This is a genomic window from Cupriavidus ulmosensis, from assembly GCF_977008105.1.
Genome location: NZ_CDRMWP010000002.1, coordinates 1486985 through 1506943, shown reverse-complemented (window position 1 = coordinate 1506943; position 19959 = coordinate 1486985). Strand labels below are relative to the sequence as shown.

Here is a 19959-nt window from a genome sequence, read left to right as displayed (position 1 = left end):
TCCATGCTTCACTACTACGCCAAGCTCTGGTGGGTCGTCGGCCTGCGCGGCGCGTTCGCGCTGCTGTTCGGCATCTGCGCGCTGTTCGCGCCCATTGCCACGCTGGCCGCGCTGGTGCTGGTGTTCGGCGCCTTTGCCGCGGCCGACGGCGTGACCGCGCTGGCAATGGCCATCTCGGGTAGCCAGCGCGAGGCCAGCGACCGCGGCATCCTGGCGCTGCAGGGCCTGCTCGGCCTCGGCGTGGGGCTGCTGACGTGGTTCAGCCCGGTGGTCACGGCATTTTCGCTGCTGTTGTATATCGCGGCCTGGACGCTGGCCACCGGCGTGCTGCAGATCGTGGCCGCCATCCGCCTGCGCAAGGACATGCCGAACGAATGGTGGCTGGTGCTGGCCGGCGTGGCCAGCATCGTCTTTGCGTTCCTGCTGCTGTGGCAGCCGCTGGCCGGCGCGCTCGCGCTGCTGTGGCTGATCGGGGCCTGGGCGCTGGTCTGGGGCGTGCTCCTGATCGGCGTGGCGCTGCGCCTGCGCGGCGCCCGCAACGGGCCGGCGGCGCCACTTCCGGGCTGACGGGCCGCGCGCGACGGGCCTCGCGGGCGCCGCCCGCCCCCGCCGCAGGCGGGGAACCCCGGCGGTCGTGCTAACATTGCGCGCCGCGCCACAAGAGGGCGCGGTTTGCCGTTGGCGAGTACCGCCCGGGCGGCCTGCGCCGGCATGGCTTCGGCTTGTTGTCCACCGAAGCGGCCGCTGCAGCGTTGTGATGTGTTTCCTGCACGCGAGCCGCCCCCGAATCCGCCCGATCCGGGCTGGCCACCGGCACGCGATGCACTGGCACACCCACGGCCGATCCGGCGCACCCGGCGGCACGGCGCCATGCCGTGCCCCGCCGGGGATCGCCCGTCATCATTGCCATGACGCCCATCCGACCGTTTCCAGGAGATGTATGCGTAGTTCCGTGACCTCGCGAGATGCTTCGCGAAACACCGCGCAGGGTGTTTCGCAATCCGCCGGCCTGCCGCTGGGCGCGATTATCCTGGTCAGCCTGCTTATTCTCCTGGTCTGGTTCGGCACGCTCGAGGCGCGCCACCTGCTGCGCTCGGACGAAGGCCGCTACGCGGAAATCGCCCGCGAGATGTTCGCCAGCGGCGACTGGGTCACGATCCGCTACAACGCGCTCAAGTATTTCGAGAAACCGCCCTTCCACATGTGGGTGACGGCGCTGTCGTACACCCTGTTCGGCGTGGGCGACTGGCAGGCGCGGCTGTGCGTGGCGCTGTCCGGCATGCTCGGCCTGGTGGTGTCGATGAAGGCCGCGGCGCGCTGGTACGGCACCCGCGCCGCCCTGCTGACCGGCCTGGTCCTGGTGACCGCGCCGATGTGGAGCGTGGCCTCGCACTTCAACTCGCTCGACATGACGCTGTCCGGCGCGATGGCCTGCGTGCTGGCGTTCATGCTGCTGGCCCAGCACCCGGCCGCCACTCCGGCCGCGCGCCGCTACTGGATGTGGGCGTGCTGGGTGGCGATGGGCGTGGCGATCCTGACCAAGGGCCTGGTGGGCATCGCCCTGCCGGGGCTGGTGCTGGTGATCTACACGCTGATCGCACGCGACTTCGGCCTGTGGAAGCGGCTGCATCTGGTCAGCGGCATCGCGCTGATGCTGATCGTCACGGTACCGTGGTTCTGGCTGGTGTCGGAGCGCAACCCCGAATTCCTCCATTTCTTCTTCATCCACGAGCACTGGCAGCGCTACACCTCCACGGTGCACTCGCGCAAGGGCCCGCTCTGGTATTTCGTGCCGCTGCTGGTGGCCGGCTTCCTGCCGTGGCTGGGACTGGCGCCGCGCATGTGGCAGGTGGTGCGCGGCGGCGCCGCGGCGGCGCGCGCCACCGGCACCCGGCCGTTCCAGCCGTCGCTGCTGCTGGCGGTGTGGGCCATCGCCATCTTCGTGTTCTTCAGCCTGTCGGGCTCCAAGCTGCCGGGCTACATCGTGCCGATCTTCCCCGCGCTGGGCATGCTCGCCGGCGTGGCGCTGCAGCATATCGACGACCGCAGCTGGCGCCGCCAGATGAACGGCATGCTGGCGATCGCGGTGGCCGGCCTGCTGGCCAGCCCGTACGTGGCCACGCTGAATTCCGACAACACCCCCAACGAGCTGTACCGCCTGTTCGCGGTGTGGGTCGGCGCGGCCTTCGCGCTGATGATCGTCACCATCTTCGCCGCGCGCTGGCTGCTGGCCCGCAAGGGCCTGATGGTCAGCATCACGGTCTACGCGGTGGGCCTGTTCGGCAGCTTCACGGTGGCGCTGCTCGGCCACGAAGTGATGGGCCGGCCGACCTCCGGCGTGGACATGGTGCCCGCCATCGAGGCGGTGTTGACCGACGACATGCCGATCTACGGCGTGCGCATGCTGGACCACACCCTGCCGTACTACCTGCGCCGCACCACCATCATGGTGGAATGGCCCGACGAGCTGGAGTTCGGCACCCAGCAGGAGCCGCAGAAATGGCTGCCCACGCTGGATGCCTTTATTGCAAAATGGCAGGATGGCCAGCGCGCCGTGGGGATCATGTCCGCCGCGACCTACCGCCTGCTGCAGGAGCGCAACGTGCCGATGTACAAGATCGCGCAGGACAAGCGCCGCGTGGCGGTGGCCAATTTCCCGCTGCCGGGCCAGGCGCCGGCGGCCGCACAGCCCTCCGCACAGCCAGAACCGAACCGCGCCCCATGACGCTTTCCACCTTCGCATTCATCTTCACCGGCGTGCTGCTCAATGCCTGCGCGCAACTGCTGCTCAAGGCCGGCACCAACGCCATCGGCGCCATCACGCTGGAGCGCGCCACGCTGCTTGCCACCGCGCTGCGCGTGCTGACGCAGTGGCCGGTGCTGGCCGGGCTGACGCTCTACGTGGTGAGCGTGGGCGTGTGGATCGTCGGACTGTCGCGCGTGGACGTCTCGATCGCCTACCCGATGCTGTCGCTCGGCTACGTGGTGAACGCGCTGGCGGCCTGGTGGCTGTTCGGCGAGATGATCGGCCCGCTGCGCGTGGCCGGCATCCTGCTCATCCTGGCCGGCGTGTTCCTGATCGCCCGCTCGTGAGCGCCATCCCAACGTACCGCAAGGCCCGACCGTCATGACCGCACCCGCTGCCCAAGCCTTCCTGCCCTTCGTCAAGCCGTCGATCGACGCCGACGCCATCGCCGAGGTCGGCAAGGTGCTGGCCTCGGGCTGGATCACGTCCGGCCCCAGGATGCACGCGTTCGAGGACGCGCTGTCCGCGCTGTTCGGCGGCCGCCCGGTGCGCACCTTCGCCAACGGCTCGGCGACGATGGAAATCGCCCTGCGCATCGCCGACATCGGCCCCGGCGACGAGGTCATCACCACGCCGATCACCTGGGTGGCCACCGCCAACGTGGTCGTCACCGTGGGCGCCAAGCCGGTCTTCGTCGACGTCGACCCGCGCACGCGCAACCTCGACCTCGACGCCGTGGAAGCCGCCATCACGCCGCGCACGCGCGCCATCATGCCGGTCTACCTGTCGGGCCTGCCGGTCGACATGGACCGCCTCTACGCCATCGCGCGCAAGCACGGCCTGCGCGTGATCGAGGACGCCGCCCAGGCCATCGACTCGCGCTGGCGCGGCCAGCGCATCGGCGCCTTCGGCGACCTGGTGAGCTTCAGCTTCCAGGCCAACAAGAACATCACCAGCGTCGAAGGCGGCTGCCTGGTGATGAACTCGCCGGAAGAAGCGCTGCGCGCCGAGCGCCTGCGCCTGCAGGGCGTGATCCGCAGCGGCCCGGACGGCATGGACGTGGAGGAGCCCGGCGGCAAGTTCAACCTGACCGACGTCAACGCCGCCATCGGCCTGTCGCAACTGGCGCACCTGGATCACGTCACCGCGCGCCGCGCCGAGCTGGCCGAGGCGTATTTCCGCAGTGCCGCCGACCACGGCCTGGCCGGACTCGGCATCGAGCTGCCGCTGCCGCGCGACGGCGAGCTGGCCACCACCAACTGGCACATGTTCCAGGTGGTGCTGCCGGCCGCGCGCATCGCGGGCGGGCGCACCGCCGTGATGGACGCCATGCGCGAGCGCGGCATCGGCACCGGCGTGCACTATCCCGCCCTGCACCTGTTTACCTACTACCGCTCCCTTGGCTGGCGCGAAGGCATGCTGCCCCATGCCGAGCGCATCGGACAGGGCATCCTCACCCTGCCGATGTTCCCTGCGATGCAGGCCGCCGACGTGGAGCGGGTCTGCGCAACCCTCAGCGAAACATGCAAACGCCTCCTCAAATGAGCCCCGTCGAGGTCTCCGTCGTCATTCCCGTCTATAACGAGGAAGACGGCCTGCAGGCCCTGTTCGACCGCCTCTACCCGGCGCTCGACGCCCTCGCCTGCAGCTACGAGATCATCTTCGTCAACGACGGCAGCCGCGACCGCTCCGCGCAGATCCTGGCCAGCCAGTACCGGCTGCGCCCGGACGTCACGCGCGTGGTGTTGTTCAACGGCAACTTCGGCCAGCACATGGCCATCCTGGCCGGCTTCGAGCAGACCCGCGGCCAGATCGTCATCACGCTGGACGCCGACCTGCAGAATCCGCCGGAAGAAATCCCGCGCCTGGTGGCGACCATGCGCGAAGGGCACGACTACGTCGGCACCATCCGCCGCGAGCGCAACGACACGGCCTTCCGCCGCGTGGCGTCGCGCGCCATGAACCGGCTGCGCGAGCGCATCACGCGCATCAAGATGACCGACCAGGGCTGCATGCTGCGCGCCTACGACCGCAACGTGATCGACACCATCAACGCGTGCCGCGAGGTCAACACCTTCATTCCCGCGCTGGCCTACACCTTCTCCTCCAACCCGGTCGAGATCGTGGTCGAGCACGAGCAGCGCCACGCCGGCGAATCCAAGTACTCGTTGTTCCAGCTCATCCGGCTGAACTTCGACCTGGTGACGGGCTTCTCGATCGTGCCGCTGCAATGGTTCTCGGCCATCGGCACGCTGCTGTCGCTGGCCTCGGGCGGGCTGGTGGCGGTGCTGCTGGTGCGCCGCTTCCTGCTCGGCGCGGAAGTGCAGGGCGTGTTCACCCTGCTGGCCTTCAACTTCTTCCTGGTCGGCATCATGCTGTTCGGCATCGGCCTGCTGGGCGAGTACATCGGCCGCATCTACCAGGAAGTGCGCAACCGCCCGCGCTACCGCATCCAGGCGGTGCTAGAGGGCAACCCCGAAACACAGAAAGGCCAGCCGGCCACGGAGCCATCGTGCGCGCAGTAGTCTTCGCCTACCACAACGTCGGCGACCGCTGCCTGCGCGTGCTGCACGCGCGTGGCATCGAGGTGGCGCTGGTCGTCACTCACCGCGATCGCCCGGACGAGAACATCTGGTTCCGCCGCGTCGCCGATACCGCCGCCGAACTCGGCGTGCCCTTCATCTACGGTGAAGACCCCGCCGACCCGGCGCTGGCCGAGGCGGTGGCCGCGGCGCGCCCGGACATGATCTTCTCGTTCTACTACCGCGCGATGATCCCCACCGCCGTGCTGGCGCTGGCGCCGCGCGGCGCGTTCAACATGCACGGCTCGCTGCTGCCGAAGTACCGCGGCCGCGTGCCGGTGAACTGGGCCGTGCTGCACGGCGAGACCGAGACCGGCGCCACGCTGCACGCGATGGAAGCCAAGCCGGACGCCGGCTACATCGTCGACCAGACCGCCGTGCCGATCCTGCCGGACGACACCGCGGGCGAAGTCTTCGAGAAGGTCACGGTGGCCGCCGAGCAGACGCTGTGGCGCGCGCTGCCCGCCATGATGGCCGGCAACATCGTGCCGCTGCCCAACCGCCTTGCCGAAGGCAGCTACTTCTCCGGCCGCAAGCCGGAAGACGGCCGCATCGACTGGCAGCAAGGCGCCGCCCGGGTCTACGACCTGGTGCGCGCGGTGGCGCCGCCCTACCCCGGCGCCTTCACCGACGTCGGCGCGCGCCGCTTCGTGGTGGCGCAGGCGCGCCGCCCGCACGGCGCCGCGCCCGCCCTGCCGGCGAGCGCCCGGCCCGGCCTGCACGTGGCCGGCGGGCAGATCGTCGGCCTGTGCGGCGACGGCGAAGTGATCCTGATCCGCGAATTACTCGACGCGGGCGCGCCGGCACAGGCCGTTTCGCCCGACGCACTTTCTACATTTCTTACCGCATCGTCCAAAGAGGAACACCGATGAAAAAGGTCCTGATTCTTGGCGTCAACGGCTTCATCGGCCACCACCTGACGCGCCGCATTCTCGAAACCACGCCGTGGGAGGTCTACGGCATGGACATGGCCAGCGACCGCCTCGGCGACCTGATCGACCACCCCCGCATGCACTTCTTCGAGGGCGACATCACCATCAACAAGGAGTGGATCGAGTACAACATCCGCAAGTGCGATGTCGTCCTCCCCCTCGTCGCCATCGCCACCCCAGCCACCTACGTGCGCCAGCCCCTGCGCGTGTTCGAGCTCGACTTCGAGGCCAACCTCCCCATCGTCCGCGCCGCCGTCAAGTACGGCAAGCACCTCGTCTTCCCCTCGACCTCCGAGGTCTACGGCATGTGCCACGACGACGAGTTCGACCCCGATACCTCCGAACTCATCTGCGGCCCCATCAACAAGCCCCGCTGGATCTACGCCTGCTCCAAGCAGCTGATGGACCGCGTCATCCACGCCTACGGCATGGAGCAGGGCCTCAACTACACCCTGTTCCGCCCGTTCAACTGGATCGGCGCCGGCCTCGATTCCATCTTCGAGTCGAAGGAAGGCTCCTCCCGCGTCGTCACCCAGTTCCTCGGCCACATCGTGCGCGGCGAGCCGATCAAGCTGGTCGACGGCGGCGCCCAGAAGCGCGCCTTCGCCGACATCACCGACGGCATCAGCGCCCTTATGCGCATCATCGAGAACCCGCAAGGCATCGCCACCGGCAAGATCTACAACATCGGCAACCCCGCCAACATCCACTCGGTGCGCGAACTCGCCGAGATGATGCTCAAGATGGCCGCCGACTACCCGGAATACGCCGAGCTCGCCCGCCAGACCCAGATCGTCGAGACGTCCTCCGGCGACTTCTACGGCAAGGGCTACCAGGACGTGCAGAACCGCGTGCCCAAGATCGACAACACCATCGAAGAGCTCGGCTGGAAGCCCGCCGTCAGCATGGAAGACGCGCTGCGCGCCATCTTCGAGGCCTACCGCGGCAAGGTCGTCGAGGCCCGCACCCTGGTCGACTCGGCCAACTGAGGCCCGCGCCGATGGCACGCATCGCCCTCAAGGTCGACGTCGACACGTTGCGCGGCACCCGCGAAGGCGTGCCGGCGCTGCTCGCCATGCTGGCCCGCGTGCGGGCCGAGGCCACCTTCCTGTTCAGCCTCGGCCCGGACCACACCGGCTGGGCGCTGCGGCGCGTGTTCCGGCCCGGCTTCCTGCAGAAAGTCTCGCGCACCTCGGTGGTGTCCAACTACGGCCTGCGCACGCTGATGTATGGCGTGCTGCTGCCCGGCCCCGACATCGGCCGCAAGGCCGCGGCCGAGATGCGCGCCGCGCGCGCGGCCGGCCACGAGTGCGGCATCCATACCTGGGACCACGTGTACTGGCAGGACAACGTGCGCGCGCGCGACGCGGCCTGGACCCGGCGCCAGATGCAGAGCGCGTTCGACCGCTACGTCGACATCTTCGGCGAAGCCCCGCCCACGCACGGCGCGGCCGGCTGGCAGATGAACGACGAAGCGTTCCGCCAGATCGACGACTGGGGCATGGCCTACGCCTCCGACGGGCGCGGCACCGCGCCGTATATCCCCACCGTGGACGGCGTGGCGCTGCGCCACGTGCAGATGCCCACCACGCTGCCCACACTCGATGAACTCATCGGCGTGGACGGCCTGACCGAGGACAACGTCCACGAAGCCGTGCTGCGCCTGAGCAGCGACGGCCGCGACCACGTCTTCACGCTCCATACCGAACTCGAAGGCGGCAAGCTGGCGCCGGTGTTCAACCGGCTGCTGGACGGCTGGCGCGCGCAAGGCCACGAACTGGTGTCGATGGCCACGCTCTACCGGCATCTCGACCGGACCGCCTTGCCGCTGGCGCCGGTCACGTGGGGCGCCATCGAAGGCCGCAGCGGCGAATTGATCGTGCAGCCCTGAATACCGGCAACGCATCCGCATTGCCATCGGTTTGCTCCCCTCTCCCGTTTCATGGGAGAGGGGAAACTCCGTGCGGCAAAGCGAATTCCCCGGCTGGCTAATCCCTCACCCCCGCCCCGCCTTCGCCAGCCGCAGCCCGTTGAACACCACCAGCAGACTCGCGCCCATGTCGGCGAACACGGCCATCCACATGGTGCCCAGGCCCGCCGCGGTCAGCGCGAGGAAAATCACCTTGATGCCGAGCGCCAGCGCGATGTTCTGCTTCAGGATGGCCGAGGTGCGCCGCGACAGCCGGATGAACGCGGGGATCTTGCGCAGGTCGTCGTCCATCAGCGCCACGTCCGCGGTCTCGATGGCGGTGTCGGTGCCGGCCGCGCCCATCGCGAAGCCGATGTCCGCGCGCGCCAGCGCGGGCGCATCGTTGACGCCGTCGCCGACCATGCCCACCACCACGCGCCCGGCGCCGCCCGCGGCGCCTTCGCCGCCCTTCACGCTCAGCGCGGCGATGGCATCGGCCTTGTCCTGCGGCAACTGATTGCCGCGCGCCTCGTCGATCTGCACCTGCGCGGCGATGGCCTGCGCCGTGTGCGGGTTGTCGCCCGACAGCATCAGCGTGCGCACGCCCAGCGCGTGCAGCTCGGCCACGGCCTGGCGGCTGTGGTCCTTGACCGTGTCGGCCACGCCGAACAGAGCCTCGACACCGTGGTCGGCGCCCAGCACCACCACCGTCTTGCCTTGCCGCTCCAGCGCTTCCAGCGTGGCCTCCAACTCGGGCGAGCACAGCCCGCGGTCATGGATCAGGCGGTGGTTGCCGAGGTAATACGCGCGGCCGTTGACGGTGCCGCTCACGCCGTAGCCGGGCAGCGCCGCGAAGTCCCGCACGTCCAGCGGCGCGATGCCTTCGGCGCGCGCCGCGCTGGCCACCGCCATCGACACCGGATGGTCCGAGCGGCCGGCCAGGCTGGCCGCCACCGCGCGCGCCGCCGCGCTTGCCGCGGCGCCGCCCGCGGCGATCTCGCCAAGCGGCTGGAAGTCGGTCTGCGCGGGCTTGCCGTGCGTGATGGTGCCGGTCTTGTCCAGCGCCAGCCAGGCCAGGTCCTTGCCCTGCTCGAGATAGATCCCGCCCTTGATCAGGATGCCGCGCCGCGCCGCCGCGGCCAGGCCGCTGACGATCGTCACCGGCGTGGAGATCACCAGCGCGCACGGGCAGGCGATCACCAGCAGCACCAGCGCCTTGTAGATCCACGCGCTCCAGTCGCCGTCCAGCGCCAGCGGCGGCACCACCGCCACCAGCACCGCGCCGAGGAAGACCAGCGGCGTGTACACGCGCGCGAAGCGGTCGACGAAGCGCTGCGTGGGCGCGCGGCTGCCCTGCGCGGCCTCGACCGCGTGGATGATGCGCGCGAGCGTGGAGCCGCTGGCGGCGGCGGTCACTTCGTATTCCAGTTCGCCGGCCTGGTTGATGGTGCCGGCGAACAGCGCGTCGCCCACGCCCTTGTCCACCGGCACGCTCTCGCCGGTGATGGGCGCCTGGTCCAGCGTGGACTGGCCGCGCAGCACGCGGCCGTCGAGCGCCACGCGCTCGCCCGGGCGCAGCCGCACCAGCGCGCCGACGGCCACCGCGCGCGCGTCGACCGCCTGCCAGTTGCCGTCCGCCTGCCGCACCGTGGCCTGCTCGGGCGCCATCGCCATCAGGCCGCGCACGGCGTTGCGCGCGCGGTCCAGCGAGGCGGCCTCGATGCGCTCGGCCAGCGCGAACAGCACCATCACCATCGCCGCTTCCGGCCACTGGCGGATCAGCATCGCGCCGGTCACGGCGATGCTCATCAGCGCGTTGATGTTCAGGTTGCCGTTGGACAGCGCGATCCAGCCCTTCTTGTACACGCCGAGGCCGGCGATGGCGACCGCCGCCAGCGCCAGCACCGGCGCCAGCCAGTCCTGCCCCGGCACCTGCAGCCAGCCCACCGCTTCCGCGCCCAGCGCCGCCGCGCCGGCCAGCGCCAGCGGCCACCACGGCCTGGCGGCCTGCGGGGCGAGCTCGGCGGCCTGTTCCGAGAGCGGCTCGGCCTTCATGCCGAGGCTTTCGATGGCGCGCACCACCGGGTCCAGCGAATCCAGCGTGTGGTGCACCGTCAGCACGCGCTGCATCAGGTTGAACTGCAGCCCCGCCACGCCCGCCATGCTGCCGAGCTTGTTGCGGATCAGGGTTTCCTCGGTCGGGCAGTCCATCGCGTCGATGCGATAGGTGGCCATCGCGGCGCCGGCCGGCACGTTGGCGGCGGGCGCGGGCGCCATGCCGGCCGAGGCGCATCCGCCGCCGCAGCAGGCGGACGCGCTGGCATGGCCGTGCGGCTGGCCTTGCGCGTGATCGTGTGCGTGGTCGTGTGCGTGGTCGTGTGCGTGGTCGTGCGCGTGGTCGTGCGCGTGGTCGTGCGCGTGGTCGTGCGCGTGGTCGTGCGCGTGCTGATGGTCCTGGCCGTGGTTACTGTCGTGGTCGTGGTCGCAGCAATGCGCATGGCCATGCGCGCGGTTTTCCGTCTGATCGTGCGCATGGTCATGGCTGTCGCCCTCCCGCTCGCGGACGGCGGCGTGGTCTGGCGTGGCGTTGGACATGGCGGTGCTCCCTGCTTTGTTGTGCTTGCCGTCCATTTAAGACCCTGGAGCGGCTACAGGGTCAAGCGCCGGAAGTGAATTGCCTGCCGCATGGCCTGCCGGGGAACCCTCGCCACGTTTCCCGCTCAAACCCGCCATTCCCGCCAGCCAGGGGACAAGACCCCGGCCGCATCTTGGTCATATCCTGGCCGTATCCCGGTCAAAGCCGCTGCCTATATAATCCGCCGCATGCGCCGTTTCCTGATCCTGCTGTTCGTGCTCCTGCTGCCGCTCCAGTTCGCCTGGGCGGGCGCCGCGGCCTATTGCAGCCATGACGGCCAGCAGGACCGCGCCGACGCGATCGGCGCGAAGTGGCATTTCGGCCATCACAGCCATGCCCACCACGGCGAAGCCGCCGACCACCGCGCCGCCGGCGACAAGGACAGCCAGGACGGCAGCGGCAAGACCAAGCTGCCCGACCTCGACTGCGCGGTCTGCCATTTCGCCGGCGCGCAGCTCGTGCTGCCCGACTTCTCCGGCGCCGGCGCGCACTTCGGGGTAGCGATCAGCTACCACGCGCTGGCCCCGTCCTTCCTCTCCGCGCCGGGCACCACGCCCGACCGCCCCCAGTGGCCGTCCGCCTGACCGGCGAGACGACCCCACTCCTTTCCAGACTCCCGTCTCGCCGAGCTTCCCTGGTCTTTTTCCGGTGAAATTCGATGAGAACACTTGTAATGCCGCTCGGGCTGGCGGCAGCTTTGCTCAGTCCCGCCGTGCCCGCCCAGGGCGCGGCGCCCGCCGCCATGCCCGCCATGCTGCCGGCGCCGCAGGCCGAGGAAGCCGCCGGCCCGCTGACGCTGGACGACGCCCTCGCGCTGGCAAGCGCGCGCAGCTTCACGCTGTCGGCCGCCGGCCATGAGCTCGATGCCGCCGAGGGCGGCATCATGCAGGCCCGCGTCCTGCCCAACCCCGAAGTCGCCGTCCTGCTCGAGGACAACCGCCGCGACACCCGCACCACCACCGCGCAGATCAACCTGCCCATCGAGCTCGGCGGCAAGCGCGCGGCGCGCATCGGCGCGGCGCAGAAGGCGCGCGAGCTGGCGCAGTCCCGGCTCGGCGCGGCGCATGCCGGCCTGCGCGCGGCCGTGGTCGGCGGCTTTTTCGGCGTGGTCGTCGCGCAGGAGCGCCTCAAGCTGGCGCGCGGCGCCGCCGAGATCGCCGCCAAGGGCGCGCAGGCCGCGGCGCGCCGCGTGGCGGCCGGCAAGATCGCCCCGCTGGAGGAAAGCAAGGCGCGCGTCGAGCAGGCCAACGCCGAACTGGAGGTGGCCGACGCCGAGGCCGGGCTGGCCGCCGTGCGCCTGTCGCTGGCCAACCTGTGGGGCAGCGGCGAGGCCCGCTTCAGCGAGGCCGCCGGCAACCTCGACGCGCTGCCCGCGCGCCCCGACACCGCCAGCCTGATGCAGGCGCTCGACAGCGCGCCCGAACTGCTCAGCAGCCGGCTCGAACTCGAGCGGCGCCAGGCCGTGATCGGCGTGGAGCGCAGCCGCCAGTACCCCGACCTGACCCTGAGCCTGGGCAGCAAGCGCGACAACGGCGCGCAGCGCGGCACCATGCCGGTGGTCGGCGTGGCCCTGCCGCTGCCGCTGTTCGACCGCAACCAGGGCAATCTCTACGCCGCCACGCGCCAGGCCGACAAGGCCGCCGACGAATACCGCGCCACCCAGGTGCGCCTGTCCGGCGAACTGCAGCAGGCCGCGCAGCAGCTGACGGTGTCGCGCGCCTCGGCGCAGGCGCTGCGCGGCACCGTGCTGCCCGCCGCGCAGCAGGCCTACGAGGCCGCCACGCGCGGCTTCGAGGCCGGCAAGTTCAATTTCCTCGACGTGCTCGATGCGCAGCGCACCTGGTTCCAGGCGCGCGTGCGCTATCTCGGCGTGGTCGCCAGCGCCTACCAGGCCGCCACCACCATCGACCGCATTCTCGGCCGCTAGCGCCAAAGGAACCCCATCATGGCAATCAACACAAAGCAGAAAACCGCCGTCGCCGTCATCCTCGCCGGCGGCGCGCTGGCCGGCGCGGCGCTGATCTTCGCCGGGCGCGGCAGCGATACCGGCGCGCACGGCGGCGACACCCACGCGGAAGCCGCCGCCCACGGCGACAGCGACGGCAACGGCGAAAACCACGACAGCACCGCCGGCCCCAACGGCGGCCAGCTGTTCCGGCAGGGCGACGCCGCCGTCGAAGTGCTGGTGGCCGAAGCCGGCCCCGGCGAAGGCGGCTCGCGCCTGCGGCTCTGGGCCTCGCGCGCGGGCCAGCCGCTCGCGCCCGCCGGCGTCAAGGCCGCCGGCGAACTGCGGCGGCTGACCGGAGAGCGCGAGCGCCTCGCCTTCGCGCCGGCCCAGGCCTACCTGCAAAGCGCGGCGGCCATCGGCGAGCCGCACGCTTTCGAAGCCAGCCTCGACGTGACCCTGCCCGGCGCGAGCGCCCCGCTTGCCATCAAGCTGCGCAAGGAGGAAGGCCTGGTCGAGATGACGCCCGCGCAGATCCAGGGCGCGGGCCTGACGCTGCAAGGCGCCGGCCCGGCCCGCATCGAAGGCACCGTGTCCTTCCCCGGCGAGATCCGCTTCAACGAAGACCGCACCGCGCACGTGGTGCCGCGCGTGGCCGGCGTGGTCGAAGGCGTGTCCGCCAACCTGGGCCAGCAGGTGCGCAAGGGCGACCTGCTGGCGGTGCTGGCCAGCACCACGCTGTCGGACCAGCGCAGCGAGCTGCTGGCCGCGCAGAAGCGCCTGGAACTGGCCGAGACGACCTTCCGGCGCGAGAAGAAGCTGTGGGAGGACAGGATCTCCGCCGAGCAGGACTACCTGGCCGCGCGCACCGCGCTGCAGGAAGCCCGCATCGCCACGCAGAATGCCGCGCAGAAGCTCACCGCCATCGGCGCGTCCGGCAGCGCGGGCGGCGGCGCGGGTGGCAGCACGGACAACGCGCGCGCGCTCAACCGCTTCGAGCTGCGCGCGCCGTTCGACGGCACCGTGGTGGAAAAGCATCTCGCGCTCGGCGAAGCCGTGGCCGCCGACGCCAACGTCTTCACCATCTCCGACCTGAGCACCGTGTGGGCCGAGTTCGTGATCGCGCCCAAGGACCTCGACCGCGTGCGCGTGGGCGAGAAGGTGCGCATCGCCTCGACCGCGTTCGACGGCAAGGCCGAAGGCACGGTCTCCTACGTCGGCTCGCTGCTGGGCCAGCAGACCCGCACGGCCACCGCGCGCGTGACCCTGGCCAACCCCAAGATGGCCTGGCGCCCGGGGCTGTTCGTCACCGTGGGCGTGACGGATTCCAGCGCCGAGGTGCCGGTCGCCATCGACGCGCAGGCGCTGCAGAGCCACGGCGACCAGCAGGTGGTGTTCGTCGCCGTGCCGGGCGGCTTCCTGGCGCAGCCGGTCAAGACCGGGCGCGGCGACGGCAGGCTGGTCGAGATCACCGAGGGCATGCGGGCCGGCTGGCAGTACGTGGCCGGCAACAGCTTCATGGTCAAGGCGGAACTCGGCAAGGCCGGCGCCGAACACAGCCACTAAGCGGAGACCGATATGTTCGAACGACTGATCCGCTTCGCCATCGCGCAGCGCTGGCTGGTGCTGCTGGCCGTGCTGGCCATCGCCGCGCTCGGCGCGTACAACTACAGCCGGCTGCCGATCGACGCCGTGCCCGACATCACCAACGTGCAGGTGCAGATCAACACCGCCGCGCCCGGCTATTCGCCGCTGGAGGCCGAGCAGCGCGTGACCTACCCGATCGAGACCGCCATGTCCGGCCTGCCCGGGCTGGAGCAGACCCGCTCGCTGTCGCGCTACGGGCTGTCGCAGGTCACGGTGATCTTCAAGGACGGCACCGACATCTACTTCGCGCGCCAGCTGGTCAACCAGCGCATCCAGGAGGCCGCGCGCAACCTGCCGCCGGGCGTGGCGCCGCAGATGGGCCCGATCTCCACCGGCCTCGGCGAGATCTACCTGTGGACCGTGGAAGCCGAGGACGGCGCCAGGAAGCCCGACGGCGGCGCCTACACGCCGACCGACCTGCGCGAGATCCAGGACTGGGTCATCAAGCCGCAGCTGCGCACCGTGCCCGGCGTGACCGAGATCAACTCCATCGGCGGCTTCGCCAAGGAATACCTGGTGGCGCCCAGCCCCGAGCGCCTGGCCTCCTACGGCCTGAGCCTGCAGGACGTGGTGGCCGCGCTGGAGAAGAACAACGCCAACGTGGGCGCCGGCTACATCGAGCGGCGCGGCGAGCAGTACCTGGTGCGCGCGCCGGGACAGGTCAGGTCGGTCGACGACATCCGCGAGATCATCGTCGGCAGCGCGCAGGGCCAGCCGATCCGCATCCGCGACCTGGCCGAGGTCGGCATCGGCCGCGAGCTGCGCACGGGCGCGGCCACCGACAACGGGCGCGAGGTGGTGCTGGGCACCGTCTTCATGCTGATCGGCGAGAACAGCCGGGCCGTGTCGCAGGCGGTGGACAAGCGCATGGCGGCCATCAACCGCTCGCTGCCGGCGGGCGTCAAGGCCGTCACCGTGTATGACCGCACCCTGCTGGTGGACCGCGCCATCGCCACCGTCAAGAAGAACCTGATCGAGGGCGCGGCGCTGGTCGTGGTGATCCTGTTCCTGTTCCTCGGCAACCTGCGCGCGGCGGTGATCACCGCGCTGGTGATCCCGCTGTCGATGCTGTTTACCTTCACCGGCATGGTGACGTACAAGATCAGCGCCAACCTGATGAGCCTGGGCGCGCTGGACTTCGGCATCATCATCGACGGCGCGGTGGTCATCGTCGAGAACTGCGTGCGCCGCCTCGCCCACGCGCGCCAGCGCCACGGCAGGCCGCTCACGCGCGGCGAGCGCTTCCACGAAGTGTTCGCGGCCTCGCAGGAGGCGCGTCGGGCGCTGGTGTTCGGCCAGTTCATCATCATGATCGTCTACATCCCGATCTTCGCGCTCACCGGCGTGGAGGGCAAGATGTTCCACCCGATGGCCATGACCGTGGTGCTGGCGCTGGCCGGCGCGATGATCCTGTCGGTGACGTTCGTGCCGGCGGCGGTGGCGCTGTTCATCGGCGACAAGGTGGCCGAGAAGGAAAACCGCCTGATGCTGTGGGCCCGGCGCGCCTACGCGCCGCTGCTCGGCAAGACCCTGGCCAACACGCCGGTGGTGCTGGCCTTCGCCGCGGTGGCCGTGCTGCTCAGCGGGCTGGTGGCCACGCGCCTGGGCAGCGAGTTCATCCCCAACCTCAACGAAGGCGACTTCGCCGTGCAGGCGCTGCGCATCCCGGGCACCAGCCTGACGCAGTCGCTCGCCATGCAGCAGCAGATCGAGACCCGGCTCAAGGAGAAATTCCCCGAGATCGAGCGCGTCTTCGCCCGCACCGGCACCGCCGAGATCGCCTCGGACCCGATGCCGCCCAATGCGTCCGACGGCTACATCATGCTCAGGCCGCGCGCGCAGTGGCCCGATCCGGGCAAGACGCGCGAGCAGCTGCTGGCGCAGATGGAGGCCGAACTGGAAACGATCCCCGGCAACAAGTACGAGTTCTCGCAGCCGATCCAGTTGCGCTTCAACGAACTGATCTCCGGCGTGCGCAGCGACGTCGCCGTCAAGATCTTCGGCGACGACAACCAGGTGCTGGAAGACACCGCGCAGAAGGTCGCTGGCGTGCTGCGCGGCATCCCCGGCGCGGCCGAGGTCAAGGTCGAGCAGACCAGCGGCCTGCCGGTGCTCACGGTGGACGTGGACCGCGCCCGCGCGGCGCGCTACGGCCTCAACATGACCGACGTGCAGGACACCGTGGCCATCGCCGTGGGCGGGCGCGACGCGGGCATCTTCTTCCAGGGCGACCGCCGCTTCAACATCGGCGTGCGCCTGCCCGAAGGCATCCGCGCCGACGTCGAGGCGCTGCGCCGCCTGCCCATCCCGCTGCCGCGCGGCGGCGCCGCGCGCAACGGCGAGGCCGCGCCGGCCAGCTACATCCCGCTCGGCGAGATCGCCACGCTCACGCTCGCGCCCGGCCCCAACCAGGTCTCGCGCGAGAACGGCAAGCGCCGCATCGTGGTCAGCGCCAACGTGCGCGGCAGCGACGTGGGCAGCTTCGTCCCCGCGGCCATGAGCGCGCTCGACCGCCAGGTCAAGGTCCCGGCCGGCTACTGGATCACCTGGGGCGGCACCTTCGAGCAGCTGCAGTCCGCCACCACGCGCCTGCAGATCGTGGTGCCGGTGGCGCTGCTGATGGTGTTCGTGCTGCTGTTCGCGATGTTCGGCAACGTGCGCGACGGCCTGCTGGTCTTCACCGGCATCCCGTTCGCGCTGACCGGCGGTATCCTCGCGCTGTGGCTGCGCGGCATCCCGCTGTCGATCTCGGCCGCGGTCGGCTTCATCGCCCTGTCCGGCGTGGCCGTGCTCAACGGGCTGGTGATGCTGTCGTTCATCCGCAGCCTGCGCGAGGAAGGCAAGCCGCTCGACGAAGCCATCCACACCGGCGCCCTCACGCGGCTGCGCCCGGTGCTGATGACCGCGCTGGTGGCCTCACTCGGTTTCATCCCGATGGCCATCGCCACCGGCACCGGCGCGGAAGTGCAGCGGCCGCTGGCCACGGTGGTGATCGGCGGCATCCTGTCGTCCACCGCGCTCACGCTGCTGGTGCTGCCGGTGCTGTACCGGCTGGCGCACCGGCGCGAGGCGGAGCAGGAGGGAGAACAGGATGTGGGACAGCAGGACGGCGGCGGCGAGGCGGAAACCGGCGCGGCGCGGTTGCCAGCGTGACGGCGTGACGGCGTGGGGGGCCGCGCAAGGCGGCTCCCGACTGCCAGCAGCGCTCCGCATGCCGAAGGTTTGCTCCCCTCTCCCATGCAATGGGAGAGGGGAGAACACAGCCGGTGGGCCGGTCTTGTCGACAGCGCCGAGCCAAAGCGACGCCTCGCCTTCGTTTCAACCCCGCCCTACCCGCCCACGCGCTGCGCCAGCACGTTCACGACCGGGAACGACAGTTCCAGCACCGTTTCGCCGGGCAGGCTGCGCACGCTGACGCTGCCGCCGTGCAGGCGCATGATGGTGTCGACGATCGCCAGCCCCAGGCCGGCGGAGGACGAGGAATTGCTGCGCGCGGGATCGCCGCGGTAGAAGCGGCCGAACACGTGCGGCAGCGCTTCGGGCGGGATGCCGGCGCCGCCGTTGCCGACGCGGATGGTGGTGGCGGCGCTGCCAGCCGCCACGCGGATGTCGACGGCGCTGCCGGCCGGCGCGTGGCGCAGCGCGTTGTCGACCAGGTTGGTCACGGCGCGGCGCAGCAGGGTCTGGTCGGCGCGCACCGTGCCCTGCCCGCTCAGCCGCAGCTTGATGTCGCGGTCGGCGGCCACGGCCTCGAAGTATTCGGCGACCTTGTCGAGCTCGGCGCGCGCGTCGAGCTCGCGCACGTTCATGGCGACCTGGGCATGGTCGGCGCGCGCCAGGAACAGCATGTTCTCGATCATGCGGGCCAGGCGCTCGTATTCCTCGAGATTGGATTCGAGCAGGCTCTCGTACTCCTGCACCGTGCGGTTCTGCCCGAGCGTGACCTGGGTCTGGCCGATGAGGTTGCTGATGGGCGTGCGGAAATCGTGCGCGAGGTCGGCGGAGAAGTCGGACAGGCGCTGGAAGCCGTCTTCGAGACGGGCCAGCATGTCGTTGAGCGCGTCCACCAGCACGCGCAGCTCGGACGGCGCCTGCCCGGCATCGAGCCGGGTGGCGAGCCGGCTCACGGTCACGGCCGAGGCGTCCTCGGCCATGCGCCGCAGCGGGCGCAGGCCGCGCCGCGCCAGCACGCAGCCGAGGCCGGCGGCGGCCGCGGCGCCGCACAGCGTGGCCCACAGCATCTGCGACTGGTAGGCCTTCATCAGGGCGGCGCGGTAGCCGGCGTCGCGCAGCACCACGATCTCGACGGTGCGCTCGCTGTCGCCCAGCTGGCCGAGCGCGGCGATGCCGCGCGAGGCCACGCCGTTGCGGGGATACCAGGTATGCAGCCGCGACTTGTCCGGCGTGGTGGCCGCGGGCAGCACCGGCAGCGCCGGCACCGGCTCGTGGCGCGGGTTGAGCGTGACCAGCGGCTCGCCCAGGCTGTCGCGCACCAGCAGGATCAGGCCTTCGTGCCCGAGCGCGAGGTCGGCGAAGCGATGGGTGTCGGCGCGGATCTCGGCCTCCGACCTGACCTCGCGCAGCAGGTGGCGCACCAGCAGCACCTCGCTGACCAACTCGCCCTCGTCGCGGTCCTGCAGCTGGGTGGCCAGCGCGCCGGCCAGGTAGGTGCTGACCGCCACCAGGATCGCCACGGTGGCCGCGCCGTAGGCCAGCGCCATGCGCGCGGTCAGCGAGGCCGGCAGGCGCATCACGGCGCGCGCCAGGCCGCCGTCCTGCGCTGGCGCCCCGTTCATCGGGCGTCCTCTTCGTCGAGCACGTAGCCCATGCCGCGGCGGGTATGGATCAGCTTGGCCGGAAACGGGTCGTCGACCTTCGCGCGCAGGCGGCGGATGGAGACGTCGACCACGTTGGTGTTGCTGTCGAAGTTCATGTCCCAGACCTGCGAGGCGATCAGCGAGCGCGACAGCACCTCGCCACGGCGGCGCGCCAGCAGTTGCAGCAGCGCGAATTCCTTGGAGGTCAGCTCGAGCTTCTGCCCGCCGCGCGTCACGCGGCGCTTGACGGTGTCGATCTGCAGGTCCGCCACCTCCATCAGCTCGCTCTCGCGCAGCGGCCCGCGCCGCAGGATGGTGCGGATGCGCATGACCAGCTCGGCGAAGGCGAAGGGCTTGACCATGTAGTCGTCGGCGCCGAGCCCGAGGCCCTTCAGGCGGTCGGACAATTCGTCGCGCGCGGTCAGGAACAGCACCGGCGTGTCGCGCTCGCGGCGCAGTTCCTGCAGCACGGTCCAGCCGTCCATGCCGGGCAGCATGACGTCGAGCACGATCAGGTCGTATTCCTGCCCGCGCGCGTGGGCGAGGCCGTCCACGCCGTCGCGCGCCAGATCCGCCACGAAACCGGATTCACTCAGGCCCTTGCGCAGGTAGTCCCCCGCCTTGGGCTCGTCTTCCACGATCAGTATGCGCATTTCCGTTCACTCCGGGCCGGCGTGCGGCCGTTTGCCGCCATCGGCCCGGCCCCGCCAAGCCGACACGCTATACGAGGAAGCACGGCCGCGGCC

At 70.6% G+C, this 19959-nt stretch carries 15 protein-coding genes; 12 read left to right on the top strand and 3 right to left on the bottom strand.

Features of this window, described 5'->3' with window-relative positions; all coding sequences use genetic code 11:
- Window positions 1-3 precede the first annotated feature (3 nt).
- The 8 genes from ACWTPI_RS26385 (at window position 4) to ACWTPI_RS26350 (ending at window position 8151) form a co-directional block, all read left to right on the top strand.
- On the top strand, window positions 4-567 hold the full coding sequence (locus tag ACWTPI_RS26385) for an HdeD family acid-resistance protein (RefSeq protein WP_020203327.1): 564 nt from the start codon (window positions 4-6) through the stop codon (window positions 565-567).
- A gap of 373 nt (window positions 568-940) precedes the next feature.
- Entirely contained in the window at window positions 941-2725 is a 1785-nt protein-coding gene (locus ACWTPI_RS26380) for a glycosyltransferase family 39 protein (RefSeq protein WP_454733190.1), read from the top strand.
- Window positions 2722-3093, top strand: coding sequence for a DMT family transporter (locus ACWTPI_RS26375; RefSeq protein ID WP_454733189.1), 372 nt, complete (start codon window positions 2722-2724; stop codon window positions 3091-3093). Before ACWTPI_RS26380 ends, ACWTPI_RS26375 begins: the two co-directional genes overlap by 4 nt.
- Before the next feature lie 34 nt (window positions 3094-3127).
- The gene (locus ACWTPI_RS26370) at window positions 3128-4291 is read left to right on the top strand and encodes a DegT/DnrJ/EryC1/StrS family aminotransferase (protein WP_059411775.1); all 1164 of its coding nucleotides are present in this window, start codon (window positions 3128-3130) and stop codon (window positions 4289-4291) included.
- Window positions 4270-5271, top strand: coding sequence for a glycosyltransferase (locus ACWTPI_RS26365; protein WP_029044451.1), 1002 nt, complete (start codon window positions 4270-4272; stop codon window positions 5269-5271). Before ACWTPI_RS26370 ends, ACWTPI_RS26365 begins: the two co-directional genes overlap by 22 nt.
- Window positions 5259-6200, top strand: a complete 942-nt coding sequence (locus ACWTPI_RS26360; RefSeq protein WP_454733188.1) for a formyltransferase — start codon at window positions 5259-5261, stop codon at window positions 6198-6200. The genes ACWTPI_RS26365 and ACWTPI_RS26360 overlap by 13 nt, the downstream gene beginning before the upstream one ends.
- Window positions 6197-7249 (top strand): bifunctional UDP-4-keto-pentose/UDP-xylose synthase, encoded by a 1053-nt coding sequence (locus ACWTPI_RS26355; protein ID WP_454733187.1) that lies wholly within the window; start codon window positions 6197-6199, stop codon window positions 7247-7249. Before ACWTPI_RS26360 ends, ACWTPI_RS26355 begins: the two co-directional genes overlap by 4 nt.
- Before the next feature lie 11 nt (window positions 7250-7260).
- Window positions 7261-8151: a polysaccharide deacetylase family protein gene (locus tag ACWTPI_RS26350; RefSeq protein WP_454733186.1), complete on the top strand. Its 891-nt coding sequence runs from the start codon at window positions 7261-7263 to the stop codon at window positions 8149-8151.
- A gap of 105 nt (window positions 8152-8256) precedes the next feature.
- On the opposite strand, the gene ACWTPI_RS26345 is transcribed toward ACWTPI_RS26350, so the two are convergent.
- The gene (locus tag ACWTPI_RS26345; protein WP_454740574.1) at window positions 8257-10764 is read right to left on the bottom strand and encodes a heavy metal translocating P-type ATPase; all 2508 of its coding nucleotides are present in this window, start codon (window positions 10762-10764) and stop codon (window positions 8257-8259) included.
- Window positions 10765-10992: 228 nt separating this feature from the next.
- Here ACWTPI_RS26345 and czcI point away from each other — a divergent pair, with 228 nt between their 5' ends.
- The 4 genes from czcI (at window position 10993) to ACWTPI_RS26325 (ending at window position 17549) form a co-directional block, all read left to right on the top strand.
- The gene (gene czcI, locus ACWTPI_RS26340) at window positions 10993-11388 is read left to right on the top strand and encodes a cation efflux protein, CzcI family (protein WP_020204869.1); all 396 of its coding nucleotides are present in this window, start codon (window positions 10993-10995) and stop codon (window positions 11386-11388) included.
- 74 nt (window positions 11389-11462) lie between these two features.
- Window positions 11463-12731: a TolC family protein gene (locus ACWTPI_RS26335; RefSeq protein WP_454733183.1), complete on the top strand. Its 1269-nt coding sequence runs from the start codon at window positions 11463-11465 to the stop codon at window positions 12729-12731.
- A gap of 18 nt (window positions 12732-12749) precedes the next feature.
- Window positions 12750-14315 (top strand): efflux RND transporter periplasmic adaptor subunit, encoded by a 1566-nt coding sequence (locus tag ACWTPI_RS26330; RefSeq protein ID WP_454733182.1) that lies wholly within the window; start codon window positions 12750-12752, stop codon window positions 14313-14315.
- A 12-nt stretch (window positions 14316-14327) separates the two neighbouring features.
- Entirely contained in the window at window positions 14328-17549 is a 3222-nt protein-coding gene (locus tag ACWTPI_RS26325) for a CusA/CzcA family heavy metal efflux RND transporter (RefSeq protein WP_454733181.1), read from the top strand.
- 176 nt (window positions 17550-17725) lie between these two features.
- Here the strand turns inward: ACWTPI_RS26325 and ACWTPI_RS26320 are convergent, their stop codons facing one another.
- Both ACWTPI_RS26320 and ACWTPI_RS26315 read right to left on the bottom strand, forming a co-directional pair.
- On the bottom strand, window positions 17726-19192 hold the full coding sequence (locus ACWTPI_RS26320; protein ID WP_454733180.1) for a heavy metal sensor histidine kinase: 1467 nt from the start codon (window positions 19190-19192) through the stop codon (window positions 17726-17728).
- The gene (locus ACWTPI_RS26315; RefSeq protein WP_020204864.1) at window positions 19189-19866 is read right to left on the bottom strand and encodes a heavy metal response regulator transcription factor; all 678 of its coding nucleotides are present in this window, start codon (window positions 19864-19866) and stop codon (window positions 19189-19191) included. The genes ACWTPI_RS26320 and ACWTPI_RS26315 overlap by 4 nt, the downstream gene beginning before the upstream one ends.
- Window positions 19867-19959 lie beyond the last annotated feature (93 nt).